Source organism: Pseudomonas tehranensis (assembly GCF_014268615.1).
GTDB classification, from domain to species: domain Bacteria; phylum Pseudomonadota; class Gammaproteobacteria; order Pseudomonadales; family Pseudomonadaceae; genus Aquipseudomonas; species Aquipseudomonas tehranensis.
The window spans coordinates 63445-76758 of the sequence record NZ_JABWQV010000004.1; the positions used below are offsets into that span (position 1 = coordinate 63445).

At 62.8% G+C, this 13314-nt stretch carries 9 protein-coding genes; 7 read left to right on the top strand and 2 right to left on the bottom strand.

Going from position 1 to position 13314, the window contains the following annotated elements; genetic code table 11:
- Positions 1–60 precede the first annotated feature (60 nt).
- The 3 genes from ampD (at position 61) to HU811_RS27700 (ending at position 3758) form a co-directional block, all read left to right on the top strand.
- Complete coding sequence (ampD, locus tag HU811_RS02590; protein WP_186653752.1) at positions 61–621, top strand: 1,6-anhydro-N-acetylmuramyl-L-alanine amidase AmpD; 561 nt, start codon at positions 61–63, stop codon at positions 619–621.
- The gene (gene ampE / locus HU811_RS02595) at positions 618–1454 is read left to right on the top strand and encodes a regulatory signaling modulator protein AmpE (RefSeq protein WP_092394254.1); all 837 of its coding nucleotides are present in this window, start codon (positions 618–620) and stop codon (positions 1452–1454) included. Before ampD ends, ampE begins: the two co-directional genes overlap by 4 nt.
- Before the next feature lie 1599 nt (positions 1455–3053).
- Positions 3054–3758 (top strand): methyl-accepting chemotaxis protein, encoded by a 705-nt coding sequence (locus HU811_RS27700; RefSeq protein ID WP_373685061.1) that lies wholly within the window; start codon positions 3054–3056, stop codon positions 3756–3758.
- 122 nt (positions 3759–3880) lie between these two features.
- On the opposite strand, the gene HU811_RS02605 is transcribed toward HU811_RS27700, so the two are convergent.
- A complete protein-coding gene (locus HU811_RS02605; RefSeq protein ID WP_186653756.1) occupies positions 3881–4657 on the bottom strand; it encodes a TatD family hydrolase in 777 nt (258 codons plus the stop codon).
- A gap of 20 nt (positions 4658–4677) precedes the next feature.
- Positions 4678–5673 carry a catabolite repressor/activator gene (cra, locus tag HU811_RS02610; protein ID WP_186653758.1) on the bottom strand — a complete coding sequence of 332 codons (996 nt, stop codon included), beginning with the start codon at positions 5671–5673 and terminating at the stop codon, positions 4678–4680.
- Between the two features lie 289 nt (positions 5674–5962).
- Between cra and ptsP the strand changes: the two genes are divergently transcribed.
- The 4 genes from ptsP (at position 5963) to HU811_RS02630 (ending at position 13267) form a co-directional block, all read left to right on the top strand.
- Complete coding sequence (gene ptsP, locus HU811_RS02615) at positions 5963–8827, top strand: phosphoenolpyruvate--protein phosphotransferase (protein ID WP_186653759.1); 2865 nt, start codon at positions 5963–5965, stop codon at positions 8825–8827.
- Positions 8827–9768, top strand: a complete 942-nt coding sequence (pfkB, locus tag HU811_RS02620; protein WP_186653760.1) for a 1-phosphofructokinase — start codon at positions 8827–8829, stop codon at positions 9766–9768. Before ptsP ends, pfkB begins: the two co-directional genes overlap by 1 nt.
- 14 nt (positions 9769–9782) lie before the next feature.
- Entirely contained in the window at positions 9783–11525 is a 1743-nt protein-coding gene (locus HU811_RS02625; protein ID WP_186653761.1) for a PTS fructose-like transporter subunit IIB, read from the top strand.
- Positions 11526–11725: 200 nt separating this feature from the next.
- Positions 11726–13267, top strand: a complete 1542-nt coding sequence (locus HU811_RS02630) for an alkaline phosphatase D family protein (protein WP_186653762.1) — start codon at positions 11726–11728, stop codon at positions 13265–13267.
- Positions 13268–13314 lie beyond the last annotated feature (47 nt).

Genomic DNA, 13314 nt, shown 5'->3' on the forward strand with positions numbered 1-13314 from the left:
ACAGCCAGGGCCGATCGCGGCATACTGGCGGCATTCACTGACGTCATCGAAGGAACCTGTATGCAGTTGGACCCCGCCAGTGGTTGGTGCGATGGCGTGCGGCATTGCCCATCACCCAACTTCAATGCGCGCCCCGAGGGCGAAATTTCACTGCTGGTGATCCACAACATCAGCCTGCCGCCGGCACAGTTTTCCACGGGCAAGGTGCAGGAGTTTTTCCAGAATCGTCTGGATGTCACGCAACATCCCTATTTTGCCGGTATCGCCGATCTGCGAGTGTCTGCGCATTTTCTGATCGAGCGTGACGGCGCGGTTACCCAGTTTGTTTCCTGTCTGGATCGTGCCTGGCACGCGGGCGTTTCGTGCTTTGAAGGGCGGGAGACGTGCAACGATTTTTCCCTGGGCATCGAGCTGGAAGGCACCGATGATCTGCCCTTCACTGACGTGCAATATGCCGCCTTGGTCTGCCTGACCCGGCAGTTGCAGGCGGCGTTCAAGGCGATCACGCTGCAGCGCATCTGCGGGCACAGCGACATCGCTCCGGGTCGCAAGACCGATCCGGGACCGGCATTCGACTGGGTGCGCTACCGCGCGGCCCTGACAGAAGGGGAAGGGCAATGAGTTTTCTGGTACTGCTGCTGGCGATCTGGATCGAGAAGTTCTCGGCGTTGCGCCATCGGGTCCAGCGTGACGGCGGTTGGCTGCGCGAACTGAACAAACTCGAGACTGGCCCGCGCTGGGTCAACCGGCCCTGGCTGGTGCTGATTGTGCTGATCCTGCTGCCGGTGGCGCTGTTGGCTCTGTTGTTGTGGGTGTTGGAACCGGTGGCCTATGGTCTGCTGGCTTTGCCGGTGCATCTGCTGGTGGTGATTTACAGCCTCGGTCGAGGGGATCTGCTCGCTGACCTGGGGCCGTTTCGTGACGCCTGGCGGCGGGAAGACCTGCAAGCGGCCGACCATGTGGCCAAGCGCGATCTGAATATTGAGGCCGATAGTGGCGAGCAGTTGCTAGAGCGGGTCCAGGGGCATCTGCTGTGGCAGGCTTATCAGAGTTTTTTTGCGGTGATTTTCTGGTATTTCCTGCTGGGGCCGGTGGCGGCGCTGAGCTATCGCCTGCTGGCGCTGGCCGCCGAGCACAGTCAGAACCCCGGTGTGGCGGAGCGGGCGACGCAACTGCGTCATGCCTTCGATTGGGTGCCGGTGCGGCTGCTGACCGCAAGCTTCGCCCTGGTGGGCAACTTCGTAGCAGTCAGCCGGGTCATGCTGCATGAGTTGCTGAACTGGAACATCAGCGCGGCAGACCTGATCGGCAAGGTCGGGCTGGTGGCCGGTGAGATTCCCGACCCTGTTGCCGGGCCGGACGGCATCAACAGCCTGGATCGGCTATGGGAGCTGTTGTTGCGTGCGGCGGTGCTCTGGTATGCCGGGTTTGCGTTGTGGACGCTGCTGGCTTAGGCGAGCGCACGCTCTGTGGCGAGGGGATTTATCCCCGCTGGGATGCGCAGCAGCCCCATTGATTGCGGGCTTTAAGATAGCTAGGGGCCGCTTCGCGCCCCAGCGGGGATAAATCCCCTCGCCACAAGAACCGTGCCACGGCTCGTCGTTAACCTTAAGTTACAAATCTTCCCGCCGATTTAGGCTATACAGGGACAGCGCCCAAATAGTGGCTATCTGCTGTCTCTGTGCGCCTGCCCATAAAAACAAGAAATACAACCGGGAGACTTCCTTGTGAAGAGTTTGCTCTGGCCCGCCGTCGCGCTGATGAACCGCCTGAGCTTCGGCATGAAGTTCAGCTTGATCAGCGTGTTGTTCCTGCTGCCGATGCTGGTGACCAATTTCTTTTTGGTGCGCGAGTCCTATCGCGAATTCCAGGGCACGCAAGTGGAGCTGCAAAGCCTCGATCTGCTGGGCAACAGCCTGACCCTACGGCGCGACCTGGAAACCCTGAACAATCTGGTGCAGATCAATGCCAGCCTCGGTCAGTCCGGCAAGGCCGGGGACGTGGAGGCGAAGATCGGCACCCTTGAAAAACAGGTCTTGGCGCGGTTGCAGAGCTTGAACGCCATGGCCGTCGATCCTGAACAGGTCAGCGCGTTCGCTGCCAAGCGCGACGAAATGATTGCCGCTTTCAAGGCCCAGCAGGCCGAGCGCTCCCTGCAAAGCAAAAGCGCACTGATCGGCAAGCTGCTCAATAGCGCGCAGATGTTCAGTCAAATCATCGCCAGCCAGGCTGGCCTGAGCCGCGACAATCAGGGCGACATCCGCCAACTGAGCGAATTGATCATCGGCGTGACCCCCAACGTTACCCAAACCCTGGGTGAAGGCCGTGCGCTGGGCGCTGCGTCTCTGGGCCTGGGCTTTCTCAATTCGGCGTCGAGCACCCGGTTCGACGAGTTGCTGGGGCAAATCGAAAAGCTGCAGGGTGAATACGACCTCAAGCTCCAGGACGCCCTGGGTTCCAGCAAGGCGGCCGAGCAGGCGCTTGCCACCCAGGCCCAAGGCAGCAAGGCGACCCTGAAGAAAGCCGGAGAACTGATCGAAGAGCAGGTGGTGATGGCCGACACGCTGGATGCACCCTGGCTGCCGTTTTACGAGCAGGTCAGCAGCCTCATGGAGCAGACCTACCAACTGAACGATGTGACCCTGGGTTTTCTGGACATTCAGTTGCAGCATCGCCTGGAGCAGAACCGCAGCCACATGGTGCTGCAAGCGGTGGCGCTGGTCGCTGTATTCCTGCTGATCTTTTACCTGTACGCCGGCTTCTACGCCTCGACCCGCACCACCCTCAAACATCTCGGCGAGATGATGGACAAAGTCGCAGCGGGCGACATGACAGTCAACTTCGTGGCGCGCAGCAAGGATGAGTTGGGGGAGTTGGGTGAAGTGTTCAATGGCACGGTGGCGAAGATCCATGACCTGATCGAACAGGTCGGCCGGACCGTTGCCGAGGTCGAGCGCCAGGCCGGGCAGGTGGAGGCGGTGTCGGCCCAGAGCAACCAGGCCGTGTCCGGCCAGCGCAGCCAGATCGAATTGGTCGCCACGGCGATGAACCAGATGTCGGCCACCGCCCAGGAAGTGGCTCGCAGCGCTGCCGCGGCGGTCAGTAGCGCCCACAGCGTGAACGACGAAACCCTCAGCGGGCGCGGGTTGGTGGAGTCGCAACAGAGCAGCATCGTGCGCCTGGCCAGCGAGATCGATCAGTCGGTGCAGGTGATCAATCAACTGGCGACTGACAGCCAGGCCATCAGCCGTGTGCTGGACGTGATCAAGAGCATCGCCGAACAGACCAACCTGCTGGCACTCAACGCCGCGATCGAAGCCGCACGGGCCGGAGAGCAGGGGCGCGGTTTCGCGGTGGTGGCTGACGAAGTGCGGACCCTGGCCAAGCGCACCCAGCAATCGACCGAAGAAATCGAAGAAATGATCACCCGCCTGCACGGCGGCGTGGGCGCTGCCGTCAAAGCCATGGGCACCAGTCATGAAATGGCCAGTGGCACGGTGGGGCAGTCGGAAAAGGTCCAGCAGGCGCTGGAAAATATCCTCGGCGCCGTCGGTATGATCGTCGACCAGAACCAGCAGATCGCCGCCGCGGTGGAGCAGCAGACGGCCGTGGCCCATGACATCGACCAGAACATCGTCGAGATCAACCGCGCCGGTGAACGCACCGCCGAAGGCGCGCACCAGACCGAGGACGCCAGCCGTGAATTGTCCGCCCAGGTGGTGCAGCTCAAGCAGTTGATCAATGCGTTTCGGGTGTAGCTAAAGAAGCGCGCTCACCGCTTATCCAATGTGGGAGCGAGCCTGCTCGCGATAGCGGTGTATCAGTCGGCAGCAGGCTGTCTGACACTCTGCAATCGCGAGCAGGCTCGCTCCCACATTTTTTACCAGTTGAACAGTTCTCGGGCGTTGGCCGTGCTGGCTTCTGCCAACTGCTCAGGGCTGACCGACATAATCCCAGCCAGTGCTTCACAAATGGCCGGCAAATGCGCCGGGCTGTTGCGTTGGCCGGGGAACATCGCCGGGGCCATGTCCGGCGAATCGGTTTCCAGCACCACCGTGTCCAGCGGCAGTTTTGCCAGTACCCGATGCATGCGCAGGGCCTGAGGCCAAGTGGCGGCGCCACCGAGGCCGAGTTTGAAGCCGAGCTTGATGTACTCGCGAGCCTCCTCAAAACTGCCGGCGAAGGCGTGGATAATCCCCCCGCGCTTGGGGCCCATGCGCTTGAGCGTAGCGATCACGGCGGCATGGCTGCGGCGCACGTGGATCAGCGCCGGCAATTCGAATTCCGCCGCCAGATGCAGTTGCGCCTCGAACAATGCCTGCTGGCGCTCCCGATCCAGGGTTTCGATGTAGTAATCGAGACCGATTTCCCCCACCGCACACAACTGCCGATGCCCAGCCAGGCGGATCAGCCATTGGCGCAATTGCCCCAGGTCATCGGGGCGGTGCTGATCGAGATACACCGGATGCAGGCCCAGCGCGGCGTACAGGTCCGGGTCGCCTTGCGCCAGATCCCAGACCCGTTGCCAGTTATCCCGATACACCCCCAGCACGACCATCTGCCGGACGCCCAAGGCGCGGCTTTCGGCCAGCAGCGCCGGGCGATCCGCATCGAAGTCGGGGAAATCCAGATGGGTGTGGGTATCGATCAGTTCCATGCTTCAATCCTGAAGAATGCTCAGCCCTGATGAATGCGCTGCTTGAACATGCGTGCGATGGCCTGCACACCGGGTTGGTAATCATCGTTTTCGATGGCGGCCAGGGCTAGCGCCAGGGCCTTGTCGGCGATCAGTTGATGCTGCTGGGACATGGCGTTGACCGGCAGTGGCAGGAAGTCCAGCAGTTGCGTATCACCAAAGGTGCCCAACCGTAGCGGACGCGACTTGAGCGGGAAATCGTGCAGGGCGTCGAACACCCCTTGCAGCAGCACATAGGAGGTGGTGATCAACGCATCAGGCAGGTGCCCCAGTCGCGCAAGCAATTCTTCCATCAACTGGCGGCCGCATTCACGGCTGAACGACTCGCCGTGCTCGATCAGCACCTGGCCTTCGAACCCGGCCAGGGCTTCGTTGAACCCGGCGGTGCGTTCCTGGCTGATGCTCAATTCGGGCCGGGCGCTGATCAGCGCGATCTGGCGGGGATTGGTTTGCAGCAGGCTACGGGTCAGTTGCAGGCTGGCCTGGCGGTCATCGCTGATCACCGAGCAGAAGTGCGCAGGCTCCATCACCCGGTCGATGGCGATGATCGGAATGCCCTTGGCCTGCAACTGGCGATAACTGTCGTCCCCGGCCGGCAAACAACTGGCGACGATCAGCGCATCGCAGCGTCGGGCACGGAACAGTTGCAACAGTTGCCGTTCGCTCTCGGGCGCATCGTCGGAGCTGGCGATCAGCAATTGATAGCCCCGCGCTCGGGCACCCTGTTCCAGCAGTTTGGCGATGCGGGCGTAACTGGGGTTTTCCAGGTCCGGCAGGATGAAACCCAGCGTGCGCGTATGCCGGCTGCGCAACCCGGCAGCCTGAGGGTTGGGCGTGAAGCCATGCTCCTCGACCACGGCACGCACACGTTCGACGGTAGCGCTGCTGATGCGTTGCTGTTCGGCCTTGCCATTGATGACGTAGCTGGCGGTGGTCACGGACACACCGGCCAACTGGGCGATATCACTGAGTTTCAACCCGGTTTTCCTTGTTTTTTCGAGTTTGCCCCGACAATGAGGGGCATCCTACCCGATTCAGGATGACGGTTGCTGTCGCAACGGCGGCGACAAGTTGCACTTCAAGGATGAGAGATTATCGAGTAACGTGCCAATCTTTCTAGATTAAACGTTTCAGCAAGCGTATTTTCAAGGTTAGCAGGATTTTTTGGCCCGTCTGCCGCGATAGCGCCAAAAGTCGTCCTGTAACGCTAAGCTGATTCATTCAAAACAATACCTGGCGCCAACCCGACGCCAAAAAGGAGAAAGCATGCTCGAGCTCACTCTAGAGCAGATATCCATGGCCCAGACGGCTGTGGATAAAGACGCCGCGCTGCAATTGCTCGCTGACAAACTGGTGGCCGATGGCCTTGTAGCCGAGGGTTACCTGGCCGGCTTGCAGGCTCGCGAGGCCCAGGGCTCGACCTTTCTTGGCCAAGGTATTGCCATCCCCCACGGCACCCCGCAAACCCGCGATCTGGTTTACTCAACCGGTGTGCGTTTGTTGCAGTTCCCCGAGGGTGTGGACTGGGGCGACGGGCAGATCGTTTACCTGGCGATCGGTATCGCGGCCAAGTCCGACGAACACTTGCGTCTTTTGCAACTGCTGACCCGCGCCCTCGGCGAGACCGACCTGGGCCAGGCCTTGCGCCGCGCAGGCTCGGCCGAAGCGCTGTTGAAGCTGTTGCAAGGCGCCCCGCAGGAATTGGCCCTGGATGCGCAGATGATCGGTCTTGGCGTGTCGGCCGACGATTTCGAAGAGTTGGTCTGGCGCGGTGCCCGTCTGCTGCGCCAAGCCGACTGTGTGAGCAACGGCTTTGCCGGTGTGTTGCAGCAGGTCGAGGCGTTGCCGTTGGGCGATGGTTTGTGGTGGCTGCACAGCGAACAGACCGTCAAGCGTCCGGGCCTGGCCTTCGTCACGCCGGACAAGCCCATCCGTTACCTCGGTCAGCCCTTGAGCGGTCTGTTCTGTCTCGCCAGCCTCGGCGAGGCGCACCAGGCCTTGCTCGAAAGGCTCTGTGCGTTGTTGATCGAAGGTCGCGGTCATGAGCTGGGGCGCGCCACCAGCAGCCGCAAGGTCCTGGAAGTGTTGGGCGGCGAACTGCCCGCCGATTGGCCCAGCGCCCGCATCGGCCTGGCCAATGCCCATGGTTTGCACGCGCGTCCGGCGAAGATCCTCGCGCAACTGGCGAAAAGCTTCGAAGGCGAGATCCGCGTGCGCATCGTCGACGGCCAGGACAGCGCCGTGTCGGTCAAGAGCCTGAGCAAGTTACTGAGCCTGGGCGCCCGTCGCGGCCAGGTCCTGGAGTTCATCGCCGAACCGAGCATCGCCGCTGACGCCTTGCCGGCGCTGCTGGCCGCCATCGAAGAGGGTCTTGGCGAAGAAGTCGAGCCGCTGCCGCCACCGAGTGCGCCACAACAAACCACCATGGCCGAAGTGGCTACCGTCATGCTAGCGCCGGAGTCCGGCAGTTTGATCCAGGCCGTTGCCGCCGCGCCGGGCATTGCCATCGGCCCGGCCCATATCCAGGTGTTGCAGGCCTTTGATTATCCGTTGCGCGGCGAGTCGGCAGCCATCGAGCGTGAGCGCCTGCAAAACGCTTTGAACCAAGTGCGCCGCGATATCGAAGGTCTGGTCGAACGCGCCAAGGCCAAGGCCATCCGCGAAATCTTTATCACCCATCAGGAGATGCTCGACGATCCGGCGCTGACCGACGAGGTCGACACCCGCTTGAAGCTGGGCGAAAGTGCGCAAGCGGCGTGGATGGGCGTGATCGAAGCGGCTGCCAAAGAGCAGGAAGCGTTGCAGGACGCGCTGCTCGCCGAACGTGCCGCCGACCTGCGGGACGTCGGTCGACGTGTGCTGGCGCAATTGTGCGGCGTCGAAACCCCGAGCGAACCCGAGCAACCTTACATTCTGGTGATGGACGAAGTGGGTCCATCCGACGTCGCCCGTCTGGACCCCGCCCGCGTAGCGGGGATTCTCACCGCGCGCGGCGGCGCCACCGCCCACAGCGCCATCGTCGCCCGAGCCTTGGGTATCCCGGCGCTGGTGGGGGCCGGGGCGGCGGTGTTGCTGCTGGCACCGGGCACTTCCCTGTTGTTGGACGGCCAGCGCGGTCGCTTGCACGTGGACCCCGACGCGCCCACGCTGCAACGGGCCACCGAAGAGCGCGACACCCGCGAGCAACGTCTCAAGGTTGCTGCCGAACAACGTCATCAACCGGCGTTGACCCGTGACGGCCATGCCGTGGAAGTATTCGCCAACATCGGCGAGAGCGCCGGTGTCGCCAGTGCGGTGGAGCAGGGCGCCGAAGGCATCGGCCTGTTGCGCACCGAACTGATTTTCATGGCTCACACCCAGGCGCCCGATGAAGCGACTCAGGAAGCCGAATACCGCAAGGTGCTCGATGGCCTTGGCGGGCGGCCGCTGGTGGTGCGTACCCTCGATGTGGGCGGCGACAAACCGCTGCCGTACTGGCCGATCGCGAAAGAAGAAAACCCGTTCCTCGGCGTGCGCGGCATTCGCCTGACTTTGCAGCGCCCGCAAGTCATGGAAGCGCAATTGCGCGCCTTGTTGCGTTCTGCCGACAACCGTCCGTTGCGGATCATGTTCCCGATGGTCGGCAGCGTCGATGAGTGGCGTCAGGCCCGGGACATGACCGAGCGCCTGCGTCTGGAGATCCCGGTGGCGGACCTGCAACTGGGGATCATGATCGAGGTGCCATCCGCAGCACTGCTGGCGCCGGTGCTGGCCAAGGAAGTCGACTTCTTCAGTGTCGGCACCAACGACCTGACGCAATACACCCTGGCCATCGACCGCGGTCACCCAACCCTTTCGGCCCAGGCTGACGGCCTGCACCCGGCGGTGCTGCAACTGATCGACATCACCGTGCGTGCCGCCCATGCCCATGGCAAATGGGTTGGCGTGTGCGGTGAGCTGGCGGCCGATCCGCTGGCGGTGCCGGTGCTGGTGGGCCTGGGCGTCGACGAGCTGAGTGTTTCGGCTCGCAGCATTGCCGAGGTCAAGGCGCGGGTGCGCGAAGTGAGTCTGGCGCAGGTGAAAATCCTGGCCCAAGAGGCCTTGGCCGTGGGCAGCGCCAATGACGTGCGCGCATTAGTGGAGGCGCTGTAATGGCCAAGATCCTTACCTTGACCCTCAACCCGGCGCTCGACCTCACGGTGGAGCTGGCGCGGCTGGAACCCGGTCAGGTCAACCGCAGCGATGCCATGCACAGCCACGCCGCCGGCAAGGGCGTGAACGTGGCCCAGGTGCTGGCTGACCTCGGTCACACAGTGACCGTCAGTGGTTTTCTCGGTGAAGACAACGCCCAGGCGTTCGACACGCTGTTCGCCCAGCGCGGTTTTGTCGACGCCTTTATTCGCGTGCCCGGGGAGACTCGCAGCAACATCAAGCTGGCCGAGCAGGACGGACGCATCACTGACCTCAACGGTCCAGGCCCGGTGATTGATGACGCCGCGCAGCAAGCGTTGCTTGAGCGACTGGAACAAATCGCCCCAGGCCACGATGTCGTGGTGGTGGCGGGCAGCCTGCCCCGGGGCGTCAGCCCGCGATGGTTGCAGGCGTTGATTATCCGCTTGAAAACGCTGGGTTTGAACGTGGCTCTCGACACCAGTGGCGAAGCCTTGCGCGTCGCCCTCACGGCAGGACCGTGGCTGATCAAGCCAAACACCGAGGAACTGGCCGATGCGCTGGGTTGCGAGGTGGTGAGCGAACTGGCCCAGGCTGAAGCGGCGCAACGCCTGCACGCCCAAGGCATTGAGCATGTAGTGATTTCCCACGGCGCTGACGGTGTGAATTGGTTCAGTGTCGGTTCAGCGCTGCATGCTTCGCCGCCCAAGGTCACCGTCGCCAGCACCGTGGGGGCCGGCGATTCGCTGCTGGCCGGCATGCTGCATGGCCTGCTCAGTGCCGACACACCGCAGCAGACCTTGCGCACCGCCACGGCCATTGCCGCGATGGCCGTGACGCAGATCGGTTTTGGTATCCATGACACCGCGTTGCTGGCGTCGCTTGAACAGGGCGTGCGCGTGCGCCCCCTGACCGAACAATAAGAGGGTTCGCAAGAATGAAATTAGCCATTGTGACGGCCTGCCCGAACGGTATGGTCACCAGTGTGTTGTGCGCCCGTCTGCTGGACGCGGCGGCCCAGCGCCAGGGTTGGAGCACCAGCGTCGAAGTCCATGACGCGGCCCATCCTGAACGTCAATTGTCGGCCGCAACCTTGGACGCGGCTGAATGGGTATTGCTGGTTGCCAGCGGCCCGGTGGACATGTCGCGGTTCGTTGGCAAGCGTCTGTTTCGCAGCACCCCGGCCCAGGCGCTGCAAGACGTTGACTCGCTGCTGCGCCGTGGTGCCGAAGAGGCCCAGGTTTTTACCGAGTCGGATGTGCTGGAAGAGGCGCCGACGGTGGCGGCCGAGCGCGCTCCGCGTCTGGTCGCCATTACCGCTTGCCCGACCGGCGTTGCCCATACCTTCATGGCCGCCGAAGCGTTGCAGCAGGCAGCGAAGAAGCTCGGTTACGACCTGCAGGTGGAAACCCAGGGCTCGGTGGGCGCTCGCAACCCGCTGAGCCCCGAGGCCATCGCCGAAGCTGACGTGGTGCTTTTGGCCACCGACATCGAAGTTGCCACTGAGCGTTTCGCCGGCAAGAAAATCTACCGTTGCGGCACCGGTATCGCCTTGAAGCAAGCCGAAGCCACGCTGAACAAAGCGTTGGCCGAAGGTCGCCAGGAAAGCGCCTCGAGCGGCACCAGCGGCCCGGCCAAAGCGGAAAAAACCGGCATCTACAAACACCTGCTCACCGGGGTGTCGTTCATGCTGCCGATGGTGGTGGCCGGTGGTTTGATGATCGCCTTGTCGTTCGTGTTCGGCATCGAGGCCTTCAAGGAACCTGGCACCCTGGCGGCCGCGCTGATGCAGATCGGCGGCGACACCGCGTTCAAACTGATGGTGCCGTTGCTGGCCGGCTACATCGCCTACTCCATCGCTGACCGTCCAGGCCTGGCGCCCGGCATGATTGGCGGGATGCTGGCAAGCACCTTGGGCGCGGGGTTCATCGGCGGGATCATCGCCGGCTTCCTGGCGGGTTACGCGGCCAAGGCAATCAACCGCTACGCGCGCCTGCCCCAGAGCCTGGAAGCGCTCAAGCCGATCCTGATTATCCCGCTGCTGGCGAGCCTGTTTACTGGTCTGGTGATGATCTACATCGTCGGCAAGCCGGTGGCGGGCATGCTCGATGGCCTGACCCATTTCCTCGACAGCATGGGCACCACCAACGCGATTCTGTTGGGTGTTTTGCTAGGGGCGATGATGTGCGTCGACCTTGGCGGGCCGATCAACAAGGCCGCCTATGCGTTTTCCGTGGGGCTGTTGGCGTCGCAGAGTTATGCACCGATGGCGGCGGCCATGGCTGCTGGCATGGTGCCGCCGATTGGCCTGGGCATCGCAACCTTTATCGCCCGTCGCAAGTTTGCCCAGACCGAACGCGAGGCCGGTAAAGCGGCGCTGGTGCTGGGGCTGTGCTTCATCTCCGAAGGGGCGATTCCGTTCGCCGCCAAGGACCCGTTGCGGGTGATCCCGGCCAGCATCGCCGGTGGCGCGTTGACCGGTGCGCTGTCGATGTACTTCGGCTGCAAACTGATGGCGCCTCACGGTGGCCTGTTCGTGATGCTGATCCCTAACGCCATCAACCATGCGTTGTTGTATCTGCTGGCGATCGTGGCGGGGAGTTTGCTGACGGCGGTGTCCTATGCGCTGCTCAAGCGGCCGGAACTGGTGGAGATGGCGTTGGAGCCGGCCAAGGCCTGAACACGTTAGTTTGAACAATGAAAATTCCCTGTGGGAGCGAGCCTGCTCGCGATAGCGGTGTATCAGTCGACAATGGGTCGCCTGACACTCAGCAATCGCGAGCAGGCTCGCTCCCACAGTGGTTTTGGGGTGTTCACAAGATCCCTGTCACGCCCGATTAACACTGCCATGCTTAAGTTTCCCCATTTGGGGGAAATACCATGAGCGAATTCGACCTGGGCCGTCGCCGTGTGATGCAAGCTGTGGGGGCGGGGGTGTTGTTGCCGGGGCTGGCGCCGGCAGTGATTGCCTCAGTCAAGGATCGCCCGCTGCTCACCGATGGCGTGCAGTCTGGCGATTTGCAGGGCGACCGGGCGATGATCTGGAGCCGCTGTGACCGCCCGGCCCGGATGGTGGTGGAATGGGACACCCGCAGCCAGTTGCCCAACCCGCGGCGTTTTGTCTCGCCACTGGTCGACAGCCGCAGCGATTTTACCGCCCGGGTCGAGCTCACCGGGCTGCCGCCTGATCAGGCGATTTTCTACCGGGTGCATTTTGAAGATGCCCAGACCGGTGTCGCCAGTGAACCCTGGCTCGGTCACCTGCGTAGCGTGCCGCAGTTCAAGCGCAACATTCGGTTTGTCTGGAGCGGCGACACCGTCGGCCAGGGCTTCGGGATCAACCCGGACATCGGCGGGATGCGCATCTATGAAGCCATGCGCTTGCGCCTGCCGGATTTTTTTATCCACAGCGGCGACACCATCTACGCCGACGGTCCGGTGCCGGCGCAGATCACCACCGAAGGCGGGCGCATCTGGCGCAACCTCACCACTGAAGCCAAGAGCAAGGTCGCTGAGACCCTGGACGAGTATCGTGGCAACTACCGCTACAACCTGATGGATGAAAACGTGCGCCGCTTCAACGCCCAAGTGCCGCAGATCTGGCAGTGGGACGACCATGAGGTGGTCAACAACTGGTCGCCGGGCAAGCAACTGGATGAACGCTACCAGACCAAGGATATCCACAGTCTTGTGGGCCGTGCGCGGCAGGCCTGGTTGGAATACGCCCCCATGCGCTTGCAGAAGGCCGACGGCGGCGGGCGGATCTACCGCAAGCTCAGTTACGGGCCGATGCTGGATGTGTTCGTGCTGGATATGCGCAGCTACCGCGATGCCAACGACGCCAACCTCGGCGCAGCCAAACCCTTCCTCGGTCGCGAGCAGTTGAACTGGCTCAAGGGCGAACTGAAGCAGTCCCGGGCCCAGTGGAAAGTCATTGCTGCTGACATGCCCATCGGCCTGGGCGTGCCCGACGGCGAAGTCAGCCCCGGCGTGCCGCGCTGGGAAGCGGTCGCCAACGGTGATCCGGGCGCGGCCCAGGGCCGGGAACTGGAGATCGCCGAGTTGCTCGGCTACCTGCGCAAGTATCAGGTGCGCAACTACGTCTGGCTCACCGCTGACGTGCACTATTGCGCCGCCCACCATTACCACCCGGAACAGGCCGCGTTCCAGGATTTCGAACCCTTCTGGGAGTTTGTCGCCGGGCCGTTGAATGCCGGCAGCTTCGGGCCCAACCCTCTGGACAAGACGTTCGGTCCCGAAGTGGTATTCCAGAAAGCCCCGCCGGCCCAGAACACCTCGCCGTTTGCCGGGTATCAGTTCTTTGGCGAGGTGAACATCGACGGCCAGAGCGGGGAGATGAGTGTGGTGTTGCGGGATCTGGAAGGCGTGGCGGTGTTTGAGAAGAAGTTGCAGCCGGTTTGAGTTTCAAAGCGCACCACAAACCAATGTGGGAGCGAGCCTGCTCGCGA